Raw genomic sequence first — 23,056 nt, 5'->3', positions numbered from 1 at the left:
ACTGGTGCCAGTACATCCGTGGTCACTCGAAATGGGACAAGCATTTCCGACGCGGCCGCTCTTCGACCTTTTCAGATCACTGCGGCTCTAGCGGTCATCGTCCCTCGGTTAAGTAAACATCCCGTTAACGCGGATATGAAAACTGCCTCAAGACGGCACGGTCGCCCGTATTTGCCGTAACACACATGCTCGCTCAGGCCTTTGGAGCCCCGACCATGCGGTGCGTCGGAAACGCTATTGAACCCAAGATGGGAGCTAAGGTTTCCGTTTACAAGGGGTTAAGTTTAGAATCGCTCTAAACACTGGAGGAGCCTGCTCCAGAAAAGCAGAAAGGCCGGACAAGCCGGCCTTTCGCGAGTTCGACACTCAGGTCTTCAGCAGATCATGCGCCCTGGAGGCGGTCTGCGGAAACCTTGCCAGAACGCTTGTCGCTGACGAGTTCGTAGGAGATCTTCTGACCGTCCTTGAGCTGGCCGAGGCCAGCGCGCTCAACGGCGGAGATGTGAACGAAAACGTCCTGCGAACCGTCGTCAGGCTGAATGAAGCCGTAGCCCTTGGTTGCGTTGAACCACTTTACAGTACCGGTAGCCATAACGATGCCTTTCCCTTGCAAATATGACCGACTATTCCACGCTCGAGCGCTTGGAACGTTGAAGTTTCGTATTTGAAGAGAGATCGTCGCAAACGCCGCGAGGCGCATAGTGCTGGCTATCAAACAAATATCGATGGCGAACCAGATAATGGCTCCGGTCAAAAAGGTCAAGATCGGGAAAATTAAGCCGCGCTTTCAAGGGCGAAATAGCCAGCGATTTCAAGGCGCATAAAACAGAAAACCCGGCGCGGGAGGAGGTGCGCCGGGTTTCCGAAACTGACCAACAACTGGGAGGAGGAGGTGTTGTCGGTCCCATCTGGGGCGCTGGGAGGAGGAGTGCGCCCGTCGATGAATTGAACATACAGGAGCGAAGCTTAAAAAACAGTCACGATATCGCAGTGCAGCATTGCAATTCTCGCATGGCTCCCTTGTCCTCTTGCAGCCGGCTCCATCCTGCGCCAGTCTGAGTGCATGAGCCTCGAATCCGTCCGCGCCTTCTTCGCCGCCAACGCCCCCGACGTCCACGTCATCATTACCGAAGAAAGCTCGGCCACCGTGCCGCTTGCCGCCCTCGCTCACGGGGTGGCGCCCGAGCAGATTGCCAAGACGATCTGCGTGCGCGCCGGGGAAATCACCGTGCTTGTGGTGATGTCGGGGACCAGCCGCCTGGACAACCGCAAATTCCGGGATCATTTCGGTGCCAAGCCGCGCATGCTCGGCGGTGACGAGACGGCCGATATCACCGGCCATCCCATCGGCGGCGTGTGTCCGTTCGGGTTGCCTTCCCCGATCCCTATCTATTGCGACGTGTCGCTGCGGAAATTCCCGGAAGTCGTGCCTGCGGCCGGCGCCACCAATGCTGCTGTGCGCATCAGCCCCGACCGCATGGCGGACTTGACCGCAGCGACCTGGATCGATGTCGGTCAGGATCCGGTTTAGAGGCGGCCGCTCAAGTAACGGTCGTACCAGGCGTGCTTGCTTTCCGCCGAAGCGGTTGCAACCACATAGCCGATGGCAAAACCGATCGCGCCGATCAGGGTAAACAGCGTCGTGGTCGCAGCGGGATGTTCGCGGATAGTGCCGGCAACCGAACTTGCTTCGTTCTGTACGTAATGCGCAGCGTTGCCGGCGCGCTCAGTGACCTTGCCATAGGCTGCACCGGTCTTTTCGGAGAGCATTTCGCGCAGGTTGGCAATCTCGGAACGCAGCGTCGCGATCTCGGTCCTAACGTTTTCGCCGGGTTCGTGATCGAAAGAGGGCGTATTCGATTTCGCGGGGGTGTTCAGGTTTCTGACGGGCTCTGCCATTACGGCCTCCTTGCGTTTTTCAAGAGACCGTTCAACTGCCGAAGGACTGATAGGTTCCTCGTTTAAAGCAAGAACCTATCGGCTTTTCGCCAGCGCCTCGGCCAGCGCCGAGAGCTTTTGCTTGTCGTCCGAGCCTTTTTGAAGGGAGTTCACGAGGATCAGCGCGAGTGCCTCGGCATCGGGGCTCGCCTTGTCGATCTGGTGTTCGGCGCAAGCCTGGTCAAAGACCTGCTGCAGCAAGCTGAGCTGGTCCGGATTGACAGGATTTCTAACCATCTGTGTAGGCATATAACCCTCCCGATCATACGGTGCCCGACCGGCGGACCATTCTCCTCGCCCTGCTCTACAATGGCGGCTGGAGAAACTTACCAGCGGCCTTCTATTGCGACAGACTTGCGCCGGCCTTGTCGGCGCCCGAGGAACAAAAAGGTCTACAAGCCACAGGAGGGAGGATTTTGAGCCTTGGCTAATAAATTGACAATAACAATAATAGACGGGTGTAATATAAGGGTGGACCCGTACGGGTTACTACCTATACGGGTCCTTTAGGTGTCCACGAACGGGCATGAAGGTCCAACGACGGCTTATGCCATGCCCGCCGGATCGCCGGTCGGCATCAGGGCGGGATTGAGCGTCGGATCCTGCGGATTCTTGCTGTCGCCGGGATCCTGCGCAGGCGTCAATGGCGGCTTCTCCTGGGTCCGATCGGGTACGCCGCCCGCCGGTGTCGGCCCGCGCGGCTGAGGGCTCGGAGCGGGGATAGGGTCTCGATTGGGCATGATGGCCTCCTTTTCCTGTCAGGAAACCAACGACTGAGGCCAGCCACAGTTCCGCGGGCGGCCAGTATTCCCGAAGAAAACCTCACTCGCCTTCAGCGATACCGGCGCCGGTCGCGGGAGGCGGACGACATGCCGAGCATGTAGCCTATCGCGAGGCCGAGCAGACCGACGGTAGCAATTGCCGAGCCGGTAGCGGCCGGATGGTCGACGGCGTGGGCGGCGACCATGCCCGCCTCGTCCTTGACATGATGAACGGCAGATTTCGTACGGGCACCAACGCCTGTCTCTTCGGCGACATCACCGGTAAAGCCGGCAGCGAGAGGTTTTTTGGCCATTGAAGTCTCCTTTTCGGAAACAACACCCAAACGGAACGCGAGGTTCCGTCTCCAGCTTCCCATCTGAAAGGGCAGGCCTTTGTCTGAAGGGAATGAAAAACCCGCGCCGACAGGGCCGGCGCGGGCAAAACCATTATTCGGTGACTTTAGCCTGTCCTTCAGACTGCTTCAGCACGACGGCTTCCTCGCGCGGGTCCACTTTCGGAGGCGCGATGCTTGCCGTAGTGACTTCCTTGTCCACCTTGGCGGAAGCCGTGACGTCGTGGCCGGCGCATTCCGCAAGGGCTGCGGTGGACGACAGGCCGAGCACGGCGGCGATGACGAGAACTGTCTTCATGCCATTCTCCTTTCGCTGTGGTTGCGGGTGCAAAGGTAACCCGTAGTGCGATGAACCCGAAATCACGAATTCGCGTTTTCAGGTTGCCTCATACGGCCTGTTTCATCGCTTCGCGGCGATTACATCAGTTTTGAAAGGGTTTCGCGATTGACGAAAATATCAGTCTTCCCGGCTTCATAAGCAGGGTGGCTGAACTCCAGCATTCCCCTTTCAGGCATTTCAAGTGCCTGCTTGACGCTGACCAGCCCGACCGGGACGCGCTGGTCGCCATTTCGGACGACTGCCTCGACGATTTTCTGCATATCCTCCCCTCCTCCAAGGTGGAATCCGTCGTAACGCGGATCTTGCCTCCTTGTTCCATCAGGAATCGGATTTTTTTAAGGTTGGATGCGGTATCGGGCAGCTTTTGTAACATAGGCCAACGCCCGGCCTTCCAGGGCGTTGCGGCATTTCAATGAAGGTCCAGCGGCAGCTGGATGCCCTTGGGAATATTCGGACGTCGCCGGTTGGCGATCTGTATCTTCTGGAACGTCTCGCGCCGACGCTGCGCTTCAGCCTCGCGCAGAGCCTTCGATGCCGCGACTGCGGCCATTGCACGTTCGATCACCTGTTCGGTTCTGCTCATCAGCACCTCTAAATGTTCTCTATTTGTTCTCATAAATGGAGATGGAAGTCAAGCGGTTCAAGACCCGGCCAAATAAGCGCGTCCTTTACGCCTCCTTAAATCGCCGCATTTAGAGTCCAGCCAAAGGCTTGGGCGATCAGACATTCGAGTAACAGCCTGTTTTGACAGGCGCGTAACGGGGGTATGCCGGCTCACCATGGCAGCCAGAGGCAAATCAGACAAACGCGTTGAACCGTCGTTCGAAGGTTCGCGGCCGAGTGGCGATTTACGTCTCGACGCGGATGAGCGAATCGTGGGCAACGGCCGGCCTGGCCGACGTCCATCGAAAGCCGAAAGCGACGAGCGTTCCGATCGCCCTGAACGCGCCCGTCCCTCCCGCGACAGGAAAGCCTCCACCCGTCGCCAGGGCGGCGGGCTCTTCTCGCCGCTCAAGCGGCTGGTCTACTGGTGTTTCGTGCTCGGCATCTGGGCCGGCATCGCCGTCGGCGGGCTGGTGCTCTATTACGGTGCGAAAATGCCGGCCGCCAGTACCTGGTCGATCCCGGACCGCCCTGCGAACATGAAGATCACCGCGGTCGACGGCTCGGTCGTCGCCAATCGCGGCTCGACTGGCGGCGAGGCCCTGGCGCTCGAAGAAATGTCGCCCTACCTGCCGCAGGCGGTGATCGCCATCGAGGACCGGCGTTTCTATTCGCATTTCGGCGTCGATCCGTTGGGCCTGGCGCGCGCCCTGGTCAACAACCTGACCGGCCAGCCGATCCAGGGCGGTTCAACCATCACCCAACAGCTCGCCAAGAACCTGTTCCTGTCGCCGGACCGCACGTTCGAACGCAAGATCCAGGAGGTGCTCCTGTCCTTCTGGCTGGAGCACAAGTTCACCAAGGACCAGATCCTCGCCATGTACCTGAACCGGGTATTCTTCGGTTCGAACGCCTATGGCGTTGAGGCCGCCTCGCGGCGGTATTTCAACAAGTCTGCCCGCGACGCGAATCTCGGCGAAGCGGCAACGCTTGCCGGTCTCCTCAAGGCACCTTCCCGCCTCTCGCCGGCCCGCGATCCGAAGGCAGCGGAGGCGCGCGCCCAGGTCGTGCTCGGCACGATGCGCGAGGAAGGCTACATCACCGACAGCGACCTGAAGAGTGCCATGTCGCAGCCGCCGGCCAAGGCAAAGCGCTACTGGACCGGCGCCCAGCATTATGCCGCCGACATGGTTGTCGATGAGGTGAAGAGCCTGATCGGCGAGCCGAAAGTCGATGTGACTGTTGAGACCACGCTCGACATGCGCCTTGAAGCCGCCGCCGAAAAGTCGCTGAACGATGTTCTCAAGAAGGAGGGCGGCAAGCTCAACGCCTCGCAGGCAGCCCTCGTCTCGGTCGATGCGACAGGCGCGATCCGGGCGCTGGTGGGCGGCCGCGATTATGCGACGAGCCAGTTCAACCGCGCCGTCAAGGCGAAGCGCCAGCCGGGCTCGGCTTTCAAACCCTTCGTTTATGCCGCCGCACTCGAAGCCGGCGCCCGACCGGACTCGATGGTCAACGATACACCGGTCAAGATCGGCAACTGGTCGCCAGAGAATTTCGACGAGAAATACCGCGGCCCGGTGACGCTCGCCTCGGCCTTCGCGCAATCGCTCAATACGGTTGCCGCGCAGCTGGCCATGCAGGTCGGTCCCGACAAGGTGGTGAGCCTCGCCCACCGGCTCGGCATCGATTCCGACATCCAGGCAAATGCCTCGATCGCGCTCGGCACCTCGGAAGTCTCGCTGGTCGAGCTGACGTCTGCCTACGCATCCTTCATGAACGGCGGCTACAAGGCGACGCCGCATATCGTCAAGCGCATCATCGATCCGGATGGCAAGGTGCTTTACGAGGCCGATTACGCCAACCCGCCGCGCGTGCTCAGCGAGCCGGTGGCGGCGACGATGAACGGCATGATGAACCGCGTCATCAACGAAGGTACCGGCAAGGCCGCCAGGATCGACGGCTGGCAGGCAGCCGGCAAGTCGGGCACCACCCAGTCGTTCCGCGACGCGCTGTTCGTCGGTTATACCAGCATCATGACGACCGGCATCTGGTTCGGCAACGACGACGGCGCCTTCATGAAGAAGGTAACCGGCGGCGGTCTGCCGGCAAAGGCCTGGAAGGAATATATGACGTCCGCGATGAAGGGTTATACGCCGACGCCGCTGTTCGGCACCGGCCGCGGCCTCGATCTGCCGCCGCCGGCCGCAGTCCAGCCGGACTCTCCGTCGACGACGATCGGCGATATCATTTCCGGCATCCTGCCCGGTGGCCGCCGAACCCAGGACGAACTCCCCGCCGACTATCCGCCGGCGCCGCGCCCTCCCGCCCAGGATTCCGCCTCGATCGAACGGGAACCCGCCCGCGTGCGGCCCGTCTATGGCGACAACCAGGGATACGACAACAGGGACGGCAGACAGATTTACGACAACAGGCCGGTCTATGGCGACCGCGGCCGCCGTGGCGATGTAATACCGCCCGGCGACGTTCCGGTCCGTGATTATCGCCAGTATCGCGGTCCCTATGATTCGTCCGCTCCGGTGCCCCCGGGAGCCATCGGCGGCGGCCCCGTTCCGCCCGGCGACGTAGGCGTTGCGGGCTCCAGAGACCAGCCGCGGCAGACAACGCTTTTCGACCTGATCATGGGGCAGTGAAGCGTATTGACAGTATTGCTCGGCAAACTGTTCTTTTTGCTAGGATCCGGGCGATTTCTCGCCTTGCAGTCCTAAAAACCCGTCCTTATATACGCCGCATGACCGCAGCCGATGCTGCGTACCATCCCAGTCGAGGAACTGTCAGTGGAATGCCTTTGAGGGGTTCCGATGGTTCGCTTAAAGGAGAGAGAAGAAAATGGCAAAAGTAATTGGCATCGACCTCGGTACCACCAACTCCTGCGTCGCCATCATGGACGGCAAAGATGCGAAGGTGATCGAGAACGCCGAAGGCGCGCGTACCACGCCCTCCATGGTCGCATTTTCCGATGACGGCGAACGCCTCGTCGGCCAGCCGGCCAAGCGCCAGGCGGTCACCAATCCCACCAATACCCTCTTCGCCGTGAAGCGCCTGATCGGCCGCCGCTACGAAGATCCGACGGTTGAAAAAGACAAGGGCCTCGTTCCTTTCGATATCGTCAAGGGCGACAATGGCGATGCATGGGTCAAGGCCCAGGGCAAGAACTATTCCCCCGCACAGGTTTCCGCGATGATCCTTCAGAAGATGAAGGAAACCGCTGAATCCTACCTCGGTGAAAAGGTCGAAAAGGCCGTCATCACTGTTCCTGCCTACTTCAACGACGCGCAGCGCCAGGCAACCAAGGATGCCGGCCGCATTGCAGGTCTCGAAGTTCTCCGCATCATCAACGAACCGACGGCAGCCGCTCTCGCCTATGGCCTCGACAAGAAGGACGGCAAGACGATCGCCGTCTACGACCTTGGCGGCGGCACGTTCGACATCTCGGTCCTCGAAATCGGCGATGGCGTCTTCGAAGTGAAGTCGACCAACGGCGACACCTTCCTCGGCGGTGAAGACTTCGACATGCGTCTCGTCGAATATCTTGCCAACGAGTTCAAGAAGGACCAGGGCATCGACCTGAAGAACGACAAGCTCGCCCTGCAGCGCCTCAAGGAAGCTGCCGAAAAGGCCAAGATCGAACTCTCCTCCTCGCAGCAGACCGAAATCAACCTGCCGTTCATTACGGCCGACGCTTCCGGTCCGAAGCACCTGACCCTGAAGCTGACCCGCGCCAAGTTCGAAAGCCTGGTTGACGATCTCGTCCAGCGCACCATCGCGCCGTGCAAGGCAGCCCTCAAGGATGCCGGCGTTACCGCAGCCGAAATCGACGAAGTGGTTCTCGTCGGCGGCATGAGCCGCATGCCGAAGGTCCAGGAAGTCGTCAAGCAGCTGTTCGGCAAGGAGCCGCACAAGGGCGTCAACCCGGATGAAGTCGTCGCTCTCGGCGCCGCCATCCAGGCCGGCGTTCTGCAGGGCGACGTCAAGGACGTTCTGCTGCTCGACGTGACCCCGCTGTCGCTCGGCATCGAAACGCTCGGTGGCGTCTTCACCCGCCTGATCGACCGCAACACGACGATCCCGACCAAGAAGTCCCAGGTCTTCTCGACCGCCGAGGACAACCAGCAGGCCGTGACGATCCGCGTATCGCAGGGCGAGCGCGAAATGGCCCAGGACAACAAGCTGCTCGGCCAGTTCGACCTCGTCGGCCTGCCGCCGTCGCCGCGCGGCATGCCGCAGATCGAAGTCACGTTCGACATCGACGCCAACGGCATCGTCCAGGTTTCGGCCAAGGACAAGGGCACCGGCAAGGAACAGCAGATCCGCATCCAGGCTTCCGGTGGTCTTTCCGACGCCGAGATCGAGAAGATGGTCAAGGACGCCGAGGCCAATGCCGAAGCCGACAAGAAGCGCCGCGCCGGCGTCGAAGCCAAGAACCAGGCCGAAAGCCTCGTTCACTCCAGCGAGAAGTCGCTGAAGGAATATGGCGACAAGGTTTCCGAGACCGACCGCAAGGCGATCGAGGATGCGATCGCTTCGCTGAAGACTGCCATCGAAGCCTCCGAGCCGGACGCCGATGACATCCAGGCGAAGACGCAGGTCCTGATGGAAGTGTCGATGAAGCTTGGGCAGGCCATTTATGAGGCCCAGCAGGCCGAAGGCGGCGAAGGCTCCGAGGGCGGCAAGGACGATATCGTCGATGCCGACTACGAAGAAGTCAAGGACGACAAGAAGTCCGCCTGATCCGCCGGTTGCCTGATGGCCAGACCTCGACCATAGTTGACTAGAGTATCCGGCTGCCTTCGTGCAGCCGGAATCCTTTCCGGAGCCGGTTACCTCCATGGCAAAAGCAGACTTTTACGAAACGCTGGGTGTCGGCAGGACAGCCGATGAGAAGGAGCTGAAAAGCGCCTTCCGCAAGCTCGCGATGAAATATCATCCCGACAAGAATCCGGGCGACGCAGAAGCCGAAAAGAAGTTCAAGGAGCTCGGCGAAGCCTACGAGACCTTGAAGGATCCTCAAAAGCGCGCGGCCTACGACCGCTTCGGCCATGCCGCCTTCGAACAGGGCGGAATGGGCGGTGGCGGCGGCTTCTCGGGCGCGGGCGCCGGCGGTTTCTCCGACATCTTCGAAGATATCTTTGGCGAAATGATGGGCGGCGGTCGTGCCCGGCGCTCGACCGGCGGTCGCGAACGCGGCGCCGATCTTCGCTACAATATGGAAATCACTCTGGAAGAAGCCTTTTCCGGCAAAACGGCGCAGATCCGGGTTCCGACCTCGATCACCTGCGACGTCTGTTCGGGTTCGGGCGCCAAGCCCGGCACCCAGCCGAAGACCTGCGGCACCTGCCAGGGCTCCGGCCGCGTGCGCGCATCCCAGGGCTTCTTCTCGGTCGAGCGCACCTGCCCGACCTGCCACGGCCGCGGCCAGACGATCACCGATCCCTGCGGCAAGTGCCACGGCCAGGGCCGCGTCACCGAAGAGCGTTCGCTGTCGGTCAACATCCCGGCCGGCATCGAAGACGGCACCCGCATCCGCCTTCAGGGTGAAGGCGAAGCCGGTACGCGCGGCGGGCCTGCGGGTGATCTCTACATCTTCCTGTCGGTGAAACCGCACCAGTTCTTCCAACGCGACGGCGCGGATCTTTATTGCGCCGTGCCGATCTCGATGACGACGGCCGCCCTTGGCGGCACGTTCGACGTGGCCACTCTCGATGGAACCAAATCCCGCGTGACGGTGCCGGAAGGCACCCAGCCGGGCAAGCAGTTCCGCCTGAAGGGCAAGGGCATGCCGGTGCTGCGGTCCAGCCAGACGGGCGATCTCTACATCCAGATCCAGATCGAGACGCCGCAGAAGCTCACCAAGCGGCAGCGCGAGCTGCTGCAGGAATTCGAGGAACTGTCCTCGAAGGACAACAATCCGGAATCGACGGGCTTCTTTGCCCGGATGAAGGAATTCTTCGAGAGCTGAGCTTCTCGATCCTAAATTTTGAAGCCGCCCGCAACAGGCCGTTGCGGGCGGCTTTTTCGTTGGGCCGCTAGAAGGTGTCGTGGACACCGCTGCGCGGATCGCTCACCATATGCGGCTCATAGATGCCGGCCCGCGCGGTTCGCCTCCAGGGGCGGGCGATCTCTCCCGGATTGTGAGCGACATCGACGACCGCAAACGAGGAGGTGGCATCCGCCGGGCATTGTACCGCCCATTCGCCGCTCGGGCCGGCGATCCCGGACGGAGGCATGAAGCCGGGATAGGCGAGAACCGAGAAACTCACCCAGTAGCGGTTGGCCGCCGCGTGTCCCAGAACCTCCGCGGCAAAGGCCGGCGTTGCGCCGGTGGTCGAGAACAGGACGCAATCGACGTCGAGCTGCTCGTATTCCCGGAAGATCTCGGGAAAATGCGTCTCCATGCCGAGCGAGCAGCCGAAGCGGACGCCATCGACCTCGAAGGTCACCGGGGTCGAACCGGGCGTGTACATGAACGAGATCTTAGTGTTCGACAGCAGGCGCTCGTCGTAGCGCGTCACCAGCTCCCCCCGATCGGAGATGATATAGAGGCAGTTATGCGGCCGATGCGGCTCCGTCAGCTGGTGCACGGAACCGATGACCGCAAACAGTCCGAACTCGCGGGCCAGCGCCCGCGTGGCCTCCAGTTCCTCGCGCAGCACGGCCCATTCGAACCGGCTCCAGTCGGACGGCCCGACCGGATCCCGGCCGGTCGACGACATGATACGCTTGTCGGGAGAGCAGGTCGCACCTTCGGGGAAGTGGATCACCCTCGCGCCCGCCTGTCGCGCCTCGCGCATGAGGCGCCGCATCTCCTCGCCGCTTGTACGAAGCTCGGCCACGCTGCGGGGATCGACATAGGGAGTGGTCTGAGCCACGGCCAGGCGCACCGATCTGGCCTGCGGCCCTGGATCGCTCGGGGCACTTTCGCGGATGTGGCTGAGGGCGGCGGTATAAGATTCGCCTGTCTTTGCAGCACGGGCACGGACACGGCGTTTGAAATTTCCGTTTTGCGTCATCTTGAGCCTTTCACGTCCCGGACGGAGTTCCCCAGCAACCACATCCGAAACGGTCGGACCAAGATAACGACCCGAGACTAAAGTCCCTTTGCCTCCGTTTCAGGACCATGCTGGAGAAGGTCCGGGGAGGTTCGGCGCAGGCTACGCCAAACAAAAAATGCCGGTCCCGCCTTGATTCGTCAACTGGGACCAGGCCCCGATTTCAGGCCGTCTATTTCAGGCCAGCGACTGGATCGATCCGCTGGCGAGGATCATTGCGAAGAGGACGAGGCAGGCAGCGGCGGCGCGGCGCACGACGATCGGCTTCACCTCGAAACGTTCCGTCCGCCGCATCAGGCTGCCGAAGGCGATCCAGCCACTGGCGGCACAGATTACCAGTCCCGCAAACAGCGCGAGCCAGGGCGCAAGTTCCTGCAGGCCGCCATGCGGCATGATGACGAGCGCGATGATCAGCGCCTTGGGGTTCAGCACCGTCGTGACGAAGACCTGGCGGACGGAAACTTCCACCGCTTCCTTCGCCTGCTTTTCGGACATCCACAGGCGATAGCCGAGATAAAGAACCCAAATACCCGTCGCGAGCTTCGCCCAGACCAGCGCCTGCGGATAGGCATCGAAGAAAGGCGCCGCAAGCGTTGCCGCCGGCACGATCACCAGCAGATAACCGCCGAGTTCACCGGCGATCAGGGGCAGGCCCCTCAGCCAGCCGCGCGCATACCCGCCAAGCGCCATCAGCGTATTGGTCGGCCCCGGCGTGCAGAGAAGCAGGAGGGTGGCGAGGGTGAATTCCGGAAGGGTCATGCAACTGCCTGTCGAAGTGGCCGGCATGGTCCGGCCGCTTCCTCTCTATCAGCATTTTCAGCATGCCGATTGACACTCGTCAAACCGGCTTATTTTGTCGGCGAAGGCATGCGGGCCACGAACCAGCCGAAATATCTCTGGATTGCCGGCGAGACGACAAATACGATCGACAGCACCATGATCGGCGCGATCAGGATCGTTCGATGCCACACGGCCCAACCTTCGGTGAGCGGCGCGAGGATATAGAGAAGTACGGTGATCAACGGATAGATGGCGAGGATCATTACGAGGGCGAGACGCGCCTTCGAAGGGTTGACGCGAGCGGGTACGGTCTGCAATTGCGCCTCCATGGCTTGATTTCTGCTATCGGAACTGAGGGTTAAAGTTGCTGTGGTCACTATGAGCTCCATAGAAACGGTCCGTTTCCATGGAGCTCATATAACGAAACGAGCCGTTTCGTTCAAGTAGGACTCTTGTGATGTCGAATAAAATTTTGCTTGGGGGGTCCGCATGACGGGGAAAAAGGCGGCGGAGGCGCGCCGCATGTCGATCGGCGCCCAGCGCAACCCCGCCAGCCAGGAGGCCATTCTCCAGGCTGCTGAGGAAATTCTTGTCGAGGGCGGGCTGGGATCGTTTTCGATCGAGGCCGTGGCCCGGCGAGCCCATGCGGGCAAACCGACGATTTATCGATGGTGGCCGACGCGTACGATCCTGCTTCTGGATGTCTACCACCGCCAGAAATTCGTCGATATCGCACCCGATACCGGCGCGATCGAGACGGATATCTTCCAGCTCCTGAGCGACTTGCTCGAGTTTTGGAACACCGGCCATGGAGGCGCGGTTTTCCGCTCCGTCATCGCCGAGGCCCAGACCGACCCGGCGGCCAGCAAGGCGCTCGCGGCCTACATGGCCGAGCGATACCAGCAGGGCGGCGAGATATTCCGCCGGGCAAAGGCCCGAGACGAGGTGGCCGATTGGGTCGTACCCGAGCTTGCCATGGAGATCATAACGAGTTTCGTGTGGAAACGGCTGCTCACCGACCGGCTGGAGATTGCGCCGGAACAGCTGCGCCTCGTGGTTCGCCACCTCGTGCACGGCTTAAAGGCACAGTAGGTCTCCGGAACATCCGCCCGTCCAATCGGCCGAGGAAATATGTCGCGCTCAAGCGGCGCATGCCCCGCGCCGCCTGAGCGGCAACCGGGCGGTCAATAATGCGGCGGCCTGGTGACGGCCGGCGCTTCCAGCGAGGTCTCCTCCAGCGACAGGAACCGCTCGGTCAGCCGGTCGAGCTTGGCGCGTGTCTGTTCCATCACCTTCCATTGCTCGGCGAGCTGATCGGACAATTCCTCGATCACCTTGGCCTGATGGGCGGCCAGCTCCTCGAGCTTGACCAGTCTTTGTTCGTCACTCACCTGAATCTTCCTTCGCGGCCTTCCTGGCCGTTTTTTCGGCACGAACCGCGTCCGGCATGCCGTCATGGGGTCCGAGCGGCCGCACCGGCGCATCGTCCCACCAGTCGGAGCGGATCGGCTTCATGTCGAGATGCTTGGGATAAACTATACGGTTCGCATGCGTGGAAGCCTCGCCCACCACCAGCAGCCGTACTTCCGCATCGGTATTGTTGATGAAGGTGTGCGCCAAGCCGGTGCCGGCCGGAAAGCCCACCGAGTCGCCCGGCTTCAGCGGATAGACCTCGCCATCCAGCCAGGCTTCCGGCGTTCCCTCGATCACGTAGACGAACTCCTCCTCGGCGCTTTCGGCATGCGGAAAGGAAGTGCGTCGCCCCGGCGGCAACCGCTCATGATGGATGCCGAGCCGCGTCAGGCCAAAATGGCGGGCCAGCGGCGCGCCGAACCCCATCAGCTCGTCGTCGCCGCGGTAATGCCCTTCCTCGGGCTTTTCCACTTCGGCCCAATGGGCGATGCAGGACGGGCGGTTTCTGTCGGTCATGTCGCGGCCTCCTTCGGAAAACCACAGGACACTAGCCGACCGCCGCCGCCCGGTCCATGTTTCTGGCCGAATTCTGGACCGGATTCCGGGCCGAAGATCAGGCACGCAGGCGCGGACGCTCGGTGCGGGTCTCACGCACCGCCTTTGTCTTGAAGTGGCCGAGCAGCGCCGCCAGCCGGCCGCTGATGCCGACGAGGCTCCGGGTCGAGGCGTTGGTCTCCTCCATCAGCGCGGCGTTCTGCTGGGTGATCTGGTCCATGCTGCGGATCGCGGAATTGATCTCCTCGATGCCGGAAGCCTGTTCCTGGGCCGAGCGCGCGATCGACGAGATATGGTCATCGATAGACTTGACGCGATCGCCGATGCCGACCAGCGCCTGTCCCGTCCTGTTGACGAGCTCGACGCCGCGGTGGACGTCGTTCGAAGACTGGTCGATCAGTTCCTTGATCTCCTTGGCGGCCGCCGCGGATCGCTGCGCCAGCTCGCGGACTTCCTGCGCGACGACCGCAAAACCCTTGCCCTGTTCGCCCGCGCGGGCCGCTTCCACACCTGCATTGAGCGCCAGAAGATTGGTCTGGAAGGCGATCTCGTCGATCGCCCCGATGATCTGGGTCATCTTCTGCGAGGACTGCTCGATATCGCCCATCGCTGCAATCGCTTCCTCGACCACCTTGCCGGAGCGGACAGTCTCCGAAGCGGATTCACGCGCAATCACCTGCACTTCGCGGGTCCGCTGCGCGGCCTGGCCGGAAATCGTGGTGATCTCTTCCAATGCCGCCGCCGTCTGTTCGAGCGCGGAAGCCTGCTGTTCCGTGCGCCGGGCCATGTTTTCTGCAGCCGACGAAATGCCGCCCGCCTCGGCGCGCACCTGTTCGACGGAGGTGCTGATCTCGCGCATCGCCGCGTCGAGCTCGGCAACGGAGGAATTGTAGTTCTGCCGCAGCTTGGCGAAATTCGGTGCCAGTTCCTGCCAGAGTTCGGATGTCAGATCGCCATCGGAAAGGCTCTTCAGGGCGCCATCGAGCGCCGCAAGCGCTGCGTCCTGCTCGGCCTTGGCCTTTTCCTGCCTGACTTCGACCTCTCTGCGCTCGTCGCCCAGCGCCTCGAGATAGACCGAAATGGCGTAGTCCATGTCCAGCAGGGCGGCCTTGACGACGGAGGAAAGATGTTCGGAAAGCACCTTCGCCTTCTTCTCCTGGAAGAAGCCGCTCATCTCACGGGCCACCACGGCGCGGATGATGCCATCGAGAACCAGCGCATAACCGCCGATATACCAGCGCGGCTCGAGACCGAGCCGGGCATGAGTGCGGCCGATCGCGGAAACCGCCTCCACATAATTGTCATCGTATTTGCCGGATGCGATGCCTTCCCAATGGGCAGCCTGGCGGCTCTTGGCATGGGCGATATGGCCATCGTTGGAGAAGAACTTCGCCGTCTGCGGATTGCCCTTGACCTTCCGGTAGAAGGCATCGAGCGCGCCGCCGACCGTTTCCTTGATGACGGGCCGGACCTCGGCAAGAGACCGGCGCTGCTCTTGGCCAAGGCCGATGAATTCAAGGCGTTCAGCGAGATCGGCTTTGTGGTTCTGGTCTTTCATGGAGGTCTCCGGAGATTGAAGGGGTCCACACGGCCATCCGGATATGAGATGCGTATGCGTGCATCGGCACTTCTAGGAGTGAAGCTTTAACGCGCTGTTAGCCATGCCTCCTAGTTTTTGAATAATTATAAATTGGACTGCATTGAAAAACGACATTCGGGCGGGAGGCCTCACCAGCCGTTCGCAATTGGGCGCCGAAGCTCTGTTCAGGGCTGAGGGGCATCAGTCTCCCCAAGCAAGAGCTTGCCATCCGGGCTTCGAGTCCTTAGCTCCTGTTTCACGAAACCTTAAGATTCCCGATGGCGCAGAAGACCTCCCTTTCCCGGCTGAAGCTCACCGATTTCCGCAATTATGCGGAAGCGGCGCTGCCGCTCGACGGGCGCCATGTGGTGTTGACCGGCGAGAACGGCGCGGGCAAGACCAATCTCTTGGAAGCCGTCTCCTTCCTGTCGCCCGGCCGCGGACTGCGCCGCGCCGTGCTGTCCGACGTGACGCGCGTCGGCGCCGCCGGCGGGTTCACTATCTTTGCCGATGTCGATGGCATGGATGGCGAGGTCTCGATCGGCACCGGCATCGAGCCCGGCGAAGGCGAAAGCGTTACCCGCAAGCTCAGGATCAACGGCACCCCGGCCAAATCGACCGAGGAGCTTACCGACCACCTGAGCGTCCTGTGGCTGACACCGGCGATGGACGGGCTGTTCACCGGTGCCTCATCGGACCGCCGCCGTTTCCTCGATCGTCTCGTCCTGTCGCTCGATCCCGCCCATGGCCGGCGGGCGAGCGACTTCGAGCGCGCCATGCGCAGCCGTAACAAGCTATTGTCGGAAGGCCGTTTCGACCCTTCCTGGCTGTCGGCCATCGAGGCGCAGATGGCCGGTCTCGGCATCGCCATGGCCGCGGCCCGGCAGGAGATGCTCGGGCTTTTGAGAAGGCTATCGGCAAGTTCCGGCGAGACGCCGTTCCCGACGCCGGTGCTGGCGCTCGAAGGCTTCATGGATGGCGCGATGGACCGCCCGTCGGCCGATCTCGAGGAAGACTATCTCGACATGCTGCGCAACGGCCGCGGCCGCGATGCCGCCGCCGGCCGCACGCTCGACGGCCCGCACCGTTCCGATCTGCTGGTGCGCCATCGCGAGAAGGACATGGACGCCGCACGCTGTTCGACCGGGGAGCAGAAGGCGCTGCTGATCGGCCTCGTGCTCGCCCATGCGCGGCTCACCGCCGACATGACCGGTTACGCGCCGATCCTGCTGCTCGACGAGATCGCCGCCCATCTCGATGAAGGCCGGCGGGCGGCTCTCTTCGATCTCGTTCACGGTCTCGGCGGCCAGTCCTTCATGACCGGCACGGACCAGGCGATGTTTTCCGCGCTGGCCGACCGAGCACAGTTCTTTACCGTCGCGCATGGCGGGATCAGCGTTTGAAATCCACCTTACGCGGCCCGGCAGCCGGTGATATGATTGCACCATGGAAAGCCTGACCCCGGAAAAATTGAGCCAAGACGAGATTGAGCGTTACCGCCGTCATATCCTGCTGCCGGAAATCGGCGGCGCGGGGCAGCAGAAGATGAAGAATGCCCGCGTGCTGGTGATCGGCGCCGGCGGGCTCGGCGCGCCGATCCTCGAATATCTGGCGGCCGCCGGCATCGGCACGCTCGGGATCATCGACGACGACCGCGTTTCCCTTTCCAACCTGCAGCGGCAGGTTATCCATGATACCGGCACGATCGGCGAGATGAAGACCCGGAGCGCCCGCGAGGCGATCGCCCGGCTCAACCCGCATGTCCGGGTCGTCGATTTCGAGGAGCGTTTTTCGGCAGAATGGGCGGCCCGCAAACTCGCCCTGTTCGACCTGCTGATCGACGGTTCCGACAATTTCGACACCCGTTATGCGGCCGCCGATGCCGCGGAAACCACCCGGATCCCGCTGGTAACCGGCGCAGTCGGCCGGTTCGACGGTTCGGTGACGGTGATGAAGCCCTACGAGACAGGACCGGACGGCGTTCTCAATCCCGGCTATCGCGATCTCTTTCCGGAAAAGCCGCCGGCGGGACTGATCCCGTCCTGCGCCGAGACCGGCGTCCTGGGTGCACTGACGGGGGTGGTCGGCACGCTGATGGCGATGGAGGCGATCAAGCTCGTGACCGGCGTCGGCGAACCGCTGGTCGGGCGACTGATGCTCTACGATTCGCTGTCGGCCCGCTTCGACATGATCAAATACAAGCGCCGCACGGCCAAGGCTGCCGCCGAGTGATGGAGCCCGCCGCGGTTAAGATTGTTCGCATCGACGAGGATTTCGGGCGCTGGGACGAACTTCTGGGGCTCATCCTCTCCTCCTTCGCCTATATGGACGGCGTCATCGACCCGCCCTCCTCGGCGCATCGGCTGACGCTCGCCTCGCTCGCCCGGAAGGCCCGCGACGAGATCGCGTTTGCGGCGATCGAAGGCGGCAGGCTCGCCGGCTGCGTCTTCTGCAAGCCGGAGCCGGGCTTCCTCTATATCGGCAAGCTCGCCGTCGCCCCGGCCAGCCAGGGCAAAGGCATCGGCCGCCGGCTGCTGTCTGTGGCGGAAGCGATTGCCCGGGAAAGAGGCCTGCCGGCGCTGCGGCTCGAAACCCGCATCGAACTGACCGCCAATCACGCGGCCTTCGCAAGATGGGGTTTCGCCAGGACGGCGGAAAACTCTCATCCCGGCTTCACCCGCACAACCTCGATCGAGATGCAGAAGCGTCTCGACTGATCAGTTGCGGCCCGGAAGCACCCGGTTCGGCGGGCGGTGGCCGTCGAAGAAGGTGCGGATGTTGATGATCACCTTGTCGCCCATGTCGATCCGGCCCTCGATTGTCGCCGAGCCCATATGCGGCAACAGCACGACCCGGCCCTGATGGGCGAGCTTGACGAGTTTCGGGTTTATCGCCGGCTCGTTCTGGTAGACGTCGAGGCCGGCGCCGGCGATCTTGTTATCGCGCAAAAGCTGAATCATCGCCGCCTCGTCGATGATGTCGCCGCGGGCGGTGTTGACGATGATCGAGCCCGGCTGCATCAGCGCCAGGCGCCGCGCCGACAGGAGATGGAACGTCGCCGGTGTCGAGGGACAATTGACCGAGACGATATCGACGCGGGCGAGCATCTGGTCGAGGCTGTCCCAATAGGTCGCCTCCAGCTCTTCTTCCGTCGCGGGGCTGACGCGCTTGCGGTTGTGGTAGTGGATCGACAGGCCGAAAGCCTTGGCACGGCGGGCGACGGCTGTGCCGATGCGGCCCATGCCGACGATGCCGATACGTTTGCCCCAGATTCGTCGGCCGAGCATCCAGGTGGGGCTCCAGCCCGTCCACTCGCCCGGCTTGTCGGTCAGGATGCGCGCTCCCTCCGCGAGCCGCCGGTTGACGGCGAGGATCAGCGCCACGGTCATGTCTGCCGTGTCCTCGGTCAGCACGTTCGGCGTGTTGGTGACGGTGATGCCCTTCCTGGCGGCGGCATCGACGTCGATATGGTCGAAGCCGTTGGAGAAGCTGGCGATCAACTTGAGTTGCGGCCCGGCCTCCTCGATCAGCGCCTCGTCGATACGGTCGGTCACCGTCGGCACCAGCACGTCGGCAGACTTCATGGCGGCCGCCAGCTCGTCGCGCGAACGCGGCGTGTCGTCGATATTGAGTTCGGCCTCGAACAGCTCGCGCATGCGGGTTTCCACCGCATCCGGCAGCTTACGGGTGATATAGACCTTGGGTTTCTTCTTCGCCGTCATGAAACTCTCTGCCTGACGCCTTGAAGCACGAAACCTGAACGTATCCGGGGTTCGTGCTTCAAGCTTTGTTCGACATATGTCGTTATCCCGAAACCGGCACCCGCTTTCGGGCGACCTGCTTTAGGAGGTCCTTAACCAAGTCGCGCGATATTCAATTCATCCAGGGCGTTTTCTACCAGACCCGTCAGCGAAGACAAACAAAACCTCGCGAGGTTCCCGAAAGCCCGAGATCGCTCAGCCGGAACCAAACACATGCGTCGCGCCATTCTTTCCTCCTTCATCGCTCTTTCCTTCGGGCTTGTCGCCTCCCTTTCCGCAACCGCCCCGAGCTATGCTCAGGGCGCCGCCAAGGGTCCGAGCGGCCTGCCGCTGCCGCGTTTCGTCAGCCTCAAGTCGAGGAAGGTCAATATCCGCATCGGCCCGAGCACCGACTATGCGGTTTCCTGGATGTATATGAAGTCCGGCACGCCGATGGAAATCATCCAGGAATACGAAAACTGGCGGCGGGTTCGCGACGCCGAGGGCACAGAGGGCTGGGTGAACCAGGCCCTGCTCTCGGGCGACCGGACTGCGGTGGCCGCCCCGTGGATGCGCGGCAAGGGCAAGGATATCTACGTCAACATGCGCCGCGACCCGCAGGCGACGGCAGCCATCCTCGCCAAGCTGGAGCCGGGTGTCGTGTTGCAGATCAAGGAATGCAACGGCGATTGGTGCCGCGCCGAAACCAACGGCGCCGAGGGCTGGATCGCCCAGGCCGAAATCTGGGGCGCCTATCCCGGCGAGGCCTTTAAATAAGCTCTTCCCTGCGAGGCCTCAAAGGAGGCCCTGCTTCTTCGCAGCTTCAATGAGCGACGCCATCGGTCGCGGGCCGATCTGCTGGATGCAGATGGCGGCAGCAAGGCAGCCGAGCTTGCCGCAATCCTCGAGCGAACGGTCCTGGGTATAGCCGAACAGGAAGCCGGCCGCGAAGAGGTCGCCGGCGCCGGTCGTATCGACCAGTTCCCTGATCGGATAGGCGTCGATCTTCACGCGTTCATCGCCGCGAATGATGATCGCGCCTTCCTCGCTGAGCGTCACCGCCGCCAGCTTGCAGTCTTCAGAAATCTTCTTCAGCGCCAGTTCGAAATCCTCTGTCTCGTAGAGCGACAGCGCTTCCTGTTTGTTGGCGAACACGATGTCGACCGTGCCGGAACGCATCAGGTCGAGGAATTCGGCACGGTAGCGGCCGACGCAGAAGGGGTCAGACAGCGTCATCGACACTTCGCGGCCATGCTCGTGGGCGATGCGGGCTGATTCGCGGATCGCTTCCTTGGCGCGCGGCGGATCCCAGAGGTACCCTTCGAAATAGGTGACCTTGGCCTCGGCAACGACATCCTCTTCGACGTGTTCCGGGCCGAGATCGACGCAGGCGCCAAGATAGGTGTTCATCGAACGCTCGCCATCCGGCGTCACGAAGATCATCGAACGGGCGGTCGGCGGGTGGGTGCCTTCCGGCTTGGTCTGATAGTGCACGCCCTGGGCACGGATGTCGTGCTGGAAGATGTTGCCGAGCTGGTCTTCCGCAACCTTGCCGAAATAGGCGGCCTTGCCGCCGAAACCGGCAATGCCGGCTGCCGTGTTGCCGGCCGAACCGCCAGACGCTTCCACTGCGGGACCCATCTTGGAATAGAGGAGTTCGGCGCGCTCGGCATCGATCAGGTTCATCGCGCCCTTGGTGATCGCATTGTCGCTCAGGAAATTGTCGTCGCAGCGGGCGAGAATATCCACGATGGCATTGCCGATGGTGAGCACGTCGAACTTGGGCATCCGGTCTTGATCCTCTTGGGAAGCAGTTTGTCGCGAAAACCGGTATTCGGGTTTTGGACCGATTGGAAGGGAAAATAACCGCAATGCCCGCAATCCGGGGTATTTTGCCCCAACTCTCACAAGGCCGACCCTGGGCCGTCACTCTGTTGTCACGATCACAGGTTATACATTCGACGATCCGGTTGTGTTGCCGACCACGGATGAACTGGCGGCCGACCACCGGATGTCCTGGACGAAACCAGGAGGGAAAGCGGGGATTGCCCCGCTTTTTTGTTGCGCGCCCGTCGCCGCGACTTCCAGCCAAATAGCTTCTCTGCACCAAACACATTTGTCGCAAGCCGCGACATGCGTTAGACGCATAAAAACGTCTCCACAGAAAGCCTGCCCCTTGTCCTCCGTCTTCCTGAATGTCGTGCCCCTCTTCATCCTGATCCTGATCGGCTGGATGACAGCGAAAACCGGGATATTGAAGGAGGAGACAGGCGACGCGCTCGGCGAATTCGTGTTCAAGATCGCCGTACCGATGCTGATCTTCCGGACGCTGGCGGATGCGCATTTCGAAGGAGCCTCGCCGTTCCGGCTGTGGACCGTCTATTTTCTCGGGGTCGCCATGACCTGGGGGATCGGTCATATGCTCACCACCCGCGTTTTTGGCCGGGATGCGAAGATCGGCGTGATCGCCGGCATGTCCGGCTCGTTCGCCAACAACGTCTTCATCGGACTGCCGCTGGTCGCCCAAGTCGTCGGCAAGGATGGCCTAGTGGCGATCTCCATCCTGCTTGCGATCCACCTGCCGCTGATGATGGTGGCCGGCACGATCCTGATGGAGGGCGCGGCCGCCAAGGTCGACGGCGGCGAAAAGCGCGGCATCGTAGCGGTCCTCGGGCAGGTAGGCTCCAACCTTGCCCGCAACCCCCTGGTGATCGCGCTCATCGTCGGCGTCGGCTTCAATTTCCTCGGCCTGCATCTCCCGTCGGCGGCCGCCATCGTCGTCGATCAGATTTCCGCCGCGGCGAGCCCAGTCGCACTGATATCGATCGGCATGGCGCTGACCAGATATCCGATCCGGGGCGATATCGGCCTTTCAGGGGCCGCTGCGGTGCTGAAGCTGCTGGTGCTGCCGGCGCTCGTCTTCCTGATGAGTTATCTGTTTGCCCTGCCGAAGGACTGGACCGCGGCGCTGGTGCTGACCGCCTCAGTGCCGACCGGCATCAATGCCTGGCTGATCGCCCAGCGTTTCCGCTCCGGCCATAGCCTTGCCGCCTCGGTGATCAGCATGACCACCGCATTCGGCGTCTTCACCGTCGGCTTCTGGGCATGGCTGCTCGGCTGAGCCAAGCCGCATCTCCGATTACGAAAGCCCAAAACAAAAATGCCCGACTGACGCCGGGCATTTCAATTGGAATTCGTGGGACTTGCCGATCAGTTGGTGGCGGGCGCCGGAGCGGCTGCATTCGGGTCCGGAAGCGGGACCGGCGAATCAGCCAGCGTGCGCAGGTAGGCAATCAGGTTGGCGCGCTCGGCATCGTTCTTCAGACCGGCGAAGCCCATCGCCGTACCCTTCACGAAAGCCTTCGGAGCGGCGAGGAAATGGTTGAGGTTGTCGAAGGTCCAGTGCTCGGCACCGCCCTTGGAAAACTCCTTCATGCCGGCCGAATAGGAAAAGCCTTCGTGTCCGGCGATAGGACGGTCGACAATGCTCCAGAGATCGGGGCCGACCTTGTTCGGTCCGCCCTTCTCCCCGGAATGACAGCTCTGACACTTCTTGAATGCGGCTTCCCCGGCCTTGGCGTCGGCTTTCGCCAGCAGCTGCGCGATCGGAACGGCGGCGGCAGCGGGTGCAGCGGCTTCACCGGCTGCGGGCTCTTCGGCGGCGACGATGGCAAAACCTGCCTTCTCGGGTACCTCCGAGTGGAAAATGCCTTCCGAGGCAATGGACACCGACATCAAGACGAAAACAGTAGCAAGCAGGGCGCCTGCCGCCATGTTGACATTGGGGTTCATCCGCAAAAGCTCCTTCGCAACCGCCTGTGGGAAAGCGGACCATCTTGAAATCGCGCGGAACCTATGTCTTTTGCATGGTTGTTGCAACACGATTATCGTCCCGCGCGTGAGACTTTTTGACACTGTTTACGC

27 protein-coding genes are annotated in these 23,056 nt (G+C 62.1%); 10 read left to right on the top strand and 17 right to left on the bottom strand.

Features of this window, described 5'->3' with window-relative positions:
• Positions 1-382: 382 nt before the first annotated feature.
• Complete coding sequence (locus C5J24_RS07880; RefSeq protein ID WP_007754264.1) at positions 383-592, bottom strand: cold-shock protein; 210 nt, start codon at positions 590-592, stop codon at positions 383-385.
• 471 nt (positions 593-1,063) lie between these two features.
• On the opposite strand from C5J24_RS07880, the gene C5J24_RS07875 reads away from it, so the two are divergent.
• Positions 1,064-1,531 (top strand): YbaK/EbsC family protein, encoded by a 468-nt coding sequence (locus C5J24_RS07875; RefSeq protein ID WP_105417043.1) that lies wholly within the window; start codon positions 1,064-1,066, stop codon positions 1,529-1,531.
• On the opposite strand, the gene C5J24_RS07870 is transcribed toward C5J24_RS07875, so the two are convergent.
• From C5J24_RS07870 to C5J24_RS31795, 7 genes are all read right to left on the bottom strand, one after another.
• Positions 1,528-1,899: a hypothetical protein gene (locus C5J24_RS07870; RefSeq protein WP_105417041.1), complete on the bottom strand. Its 372-nt coding sequence runs from the start codon at positions 1,897-1,899 to the stop codon at positions 1,528-1,530. The two genes, C5J24_RS07875 and C5J24_RS07870, sit on opposite strands and share 4 nt — an antisense overlap.
• 75 nt (positions 1,900-1,974) lie before the next feature.
• Complete coding sequence (locus C5J24_RS07865) at positions 1,975-2,187, bottom strand: hypothetical protein (protein ID WP_172716915.1); 213 nt, start codon at positions 2,185-2,187, stop codon at positions 1,975-1,977.
• A gap of 296 nt (positions 2,188-2,483) precedes the next feature.
• Entirely contained in the window at positions 2,484-2,678 is a 195-nt protein-coding gene (locus tag C5J24_RS07860) for a hypothetical protein (protein WP_105402322.1), read from the bottom strand.
• A gap of 92 nt (positions 2,679-2,770) precedes the next feature.
• On the bottom strand, positions 2,771-3,013 hold the full coding sequence (locus tag C5J24_RS07855) for a hypothetical protein (RefSeq protein ID WP_105417039.1): 243 nt from the start codon (positions 3,011-3,013) through the stop codon (positions 2,771-2,773).
• A 133-nt stretch (positions 3,014-3,146) separates the two neighbouring features.
• On the bottom strand, positions 3,147-3,350 hold the full coding sequence (locus C5J24_RS07850) for a hypothetical protein (RefSeq protein WP_105402320.1): 204 nt from the start codon (positions 3,348-3,350) through the stop codon (positions 3,147-3,149).
• A gap of 119 nt (positions 3,351-3,469) precedes the next feature.
• Positions 3,470-3,652 (bottom strand): hypothetical protein, encoded by a 183-nt coding sequence (locus C5J24_RS07845; RefSeq protein WP_046638101.1) that lies wholly within the window; start codon positions 3,650-3,652, stop codon positions 3,470-3,472.
• Positions 3,653-3,801: 149 nt separating this feature from the next.
• Complete coding sequence (locus tag C5J24_RS31795) at positions 3,802-3,975, bottom strand: hypothetical protein (RefSeq protein ID WP_172723888.1); 174 nt, start codon at positions 3,973-3,975, stop codon at positions 3,802-3,804.
• Between the two features lie 196 nt (positions 3,976-4,171).
• Here C5J24_RS31795 and C5J24_RS07840 point away from each other — a divergent pair, with 196 nt between their 5' ends.
• The 3 genes from C5J24_RS07840 (at position 4,172) to dnaJ (ending at position 9,975) form a co-directional block, all read left to right on the top strand.
• Positions 4,172-6,649, top strand: coding sequence for a transglycosylase domain-containing protein (locus C5J24_RS07840; protein WP_105417037.1), 2,478 nt, complete (start codon positions 4,172-4,174; stop codon positions 6,647-6,649).
• A gap of 196 nt (positions 6,650-6,845) precedes the next feature.
• The gene (dnaK, locus tag C5J24_RS07835; protein WP_105417035.1) at positions 6,846-8,747 is read left to right on the top strand and encodes a molecular chaperone DnaK; all 1,902 of its coding nucleotides are present in this window, start codon (positions 6,846-6,848) and stop codon (positions 8,745-8,747) included.
• 97 nt (positions 8,748-8,844) lie between these two features.
• Positions 8,845-9,975, top strand: a complete 1,131-nt coding sequence (dnaJ, locus tag C5J24_RS07830) for a molecular chaperone DnaJ (protein WP_105417033.1) — start codon at positions 8,845-8,847, stop codon at positions 9,973-9,975.
• 67 nt (positions 9,976-10,042) lie between these two features.
• Here dnaJ and C5J24_RS07825 read toward each other — a convergent pair whose 3' ends face one another.
• The 3 genes from C5J24_RS07825 to C5J24_RS07815 form a co-directional block, all read right to left on the bottom strand.
• Positions 10,043-11,026, bottom strand: coding sequence for a carbon-nitrogen hydrolase family protein (locus C5J24_RS07825; RefSeq protein WP_105417031.1), 984 nt, complete (start codon positions 11,024-11,026; stop codon positions 10,043-10,045).
• Between the two features lie 216 nt (positions 11,027-11,242).
• Positions 11,243-11,824, bottom strand: coding sequence for a LysE family translocator (locus tag C5J24_RS07820; RefSeq protein WP_205836924.1), 582 nt, complete (start codon positions 11,822-11,824; stop codon positions 11,243-11,245).
• Positions 11,825-11,913: 89 nt separating this feature from the next.
• The gene (locus C5J24_RS07815) at positions 11,914-12,162 is read right to left on the bottom strand and encodes a hypothetical protein (RefSeq protein WP_105417633.1); all 249 of its coding nucleotides are present in this window, start codon (positions 12,160-12,162) and stop codon (positions 11,914-11,916) included.
• Between the two features lie 172 nt (positions 12,163-12,334).
• On the opposite strand from C5J24_RS07815, the gene C5J24_RS07810 reads away from it, so the two are divergent.
• On the top strand, positions 12,335-12,937 hold the full coding sequence (locus C5J24_RS07810; protein ID WP_105417027.1) for a TetR/AcrR family transcriptional regulator: 603 nt from the start codon (positions 12,335-12,337) through the stop codon (positions 12,935-12,937).
• 92 nt (positions 12,938-13,029) lie between these two features.
• Here C5J24_RS07810 and C5J24_RS07805 read toward each other — a convergent pair whose 3' ends face one another.
• The 3 genes from C5J24_RS07805 to C5J24_RS07795 form a co-directional block, all read right to left on the bottom strand.
• Positions 13,030-13,236 carry a SlyX family protein gene (locus C5J24_RS07805; protein ID WP_105417025.1) on the bottom strand — a complete coding sequence of 69 codons (207 nt, stop codon included), beginning with the start codon at positions 13,234-13,236 and terminating at the stop codon, positions 13,030-13,032.
• A complete protein-coding gene (locus tag C5J24_RS07800) occupies positions 13,229-13,774 on the bottom strand; it encodes a cupin domain-containing protein (protein ID WP_105417023.1) in 546 nt (181 codons plus the stop codon). Before C5J24_RS07800 ends, C5J24_RS07805 begins: the two co-directional genes overlap by 8 nt.
• Before the next feature lie 97 nt (positions 13,775-13,871).
• Entirely contained in the window at positions 13,872-15,371 is a 1,500-nt protein-coding gene (locus C5J24_RS07795; RefSeq protein ID WP_105417021.1) for a globin-coupled sensor protein, read from the bottom strand.
• A gap of 299 nt (positions 15,372-15,670) precedes the next feature.
• Between C5J24_RS07795 and recF the strand changes: the two genes are divergently transcribed.
• The 3 genes from recF to C5J24_RS07780 are packed head-to-tail and all read left to right on the top strand — an operon-like array spanning position 15,671 to position 18,109.
• Entirely contained in the window at positions 15,671-16,795 is a 1,125-nt protein-coding gene (recF, locus tag C5J24_RS07790) for a DNA replication/repair protein RecF (RefSeq protein WP_105417019.1), read from the top strand.
• Positions 16,796-16,838: 43 nt separating this feature from the next.
• Positions 16,839-17,624, top strand: coding sequence for a molybdopterin-synthase adenylyltransferase MoeB (locus C5J24_RS07785; protein ID WP_105417017.1), 786 nt, complete (start codon positions 16,839-16,841; stop codon positions 17,622-17,624).
• Positions 17,624-18,109: a GNAT family N-acetyltransferase gene (locus C5J24_RS07780; RefSeq protein ID WP_105417015.1), complete on the top strand. Its 486-nt coding sequence runs from the start codon at positions 17,624-17,626 to the stop codon at positions 18,107-18,109. Before C5J24_RS07785 ends, C5J24_RS07780 begins: the two co-directional genes overlap by 1 nt.
• Here C5J24_RS07780 and C5J24_RS07775 read toward each other — a convergent pair whose 3' ends face one another.
• Positions 18,110-19,114, bottom strand: a complete 1,005-nt coding sequence (locus C5J24_RS07775; RefSeq protein WP_105417013.1) for a D-glycerate dehydrogenase — start codon at positions 19,112-19,114, stop codon at positions 18,110-18,112. It abuts the gene before it with no gap.
• Between the two features lie 252 nt (positions 19,115-19,366).
• Here C5J24_RS07775 and C5J24_RS07770 point away from each other — a divergent pair, with 252 nt between their 5' ends.
• Positions 19,367-19,909, top strand: coding sequence for an SH3 domain-containing protein (locus C5J24_RS07770; RefSeq protein ID WP_046667197.1), 543 nt, complete (start codon positions 19,367-19,369; stop codon positions 19,907-19,909).
• A gap of 18 nt (positions 19,910-19,927) precedes the next feature.
• Here C5J24_RS07770 and C5J24_RS07765 read toward each other — a convergent pair whose 3' ends face one another.
• Positions 19,928-20,920 (bottom strand): adenosine kinase, encoded by a 993-nt coding sequence (locus tag C5J24_RS07765; protein WP_105417011.1) that lies wholly within the window; start codon positions 20,918-20,920, stop codon positions 19,928-19,930.
• Positions 20,921-21,308: 388 nt separating this feature from the next.
• On the opposite strand from C5J24_RS07765, the gene C5J24_RS07760 reads away from it, so the two are divergent.
• Positions 21,309-22,253 (top strand): AEC family transporter, encoded by a 945-nt coding sequence (locus tag C5J24_RS07760; RefSeq protein WP_172723887.1) that lies wholly within the window; start codon positions 21,309-21,311, stop codon positions 22,251-22,253.
• An 89-nt stretch (positions 22,254-22,342) separates the two neighbouring features.
• Here C5J24_RS07760 and C5J24_RS07755 read toward each other — a convergent pair whose 3' ends face one another.
• Positions 22,343-22,924, bottom strand: a complete 582-nt coding sequence (locus C5J24_RS07755; RefSeq protein WP_105402304.1) for a cytochrome c family protein — start codon at positions 22,922-22,924, stop codon at positions 22,343-22,345.
• Between the last annotated feature and the right edge of the window lie 132 nt (positions 22,925-23,056).

This window comes from Neorhizobium sp. T25_27, from assembly GCF_002968565.1.
GTDB classification, from domain to species: Bacteria; Pseudomonadota; Alphaproteobacteria; order Rhizobiales; family Rhizobiaceae; genus Neorhizobium; species Neorhizobium tomejilense.
Note: the sequence above shows the minus strand (reverse complement) of the source record. Positions and strands in the feature narration are given on the sequence as shown.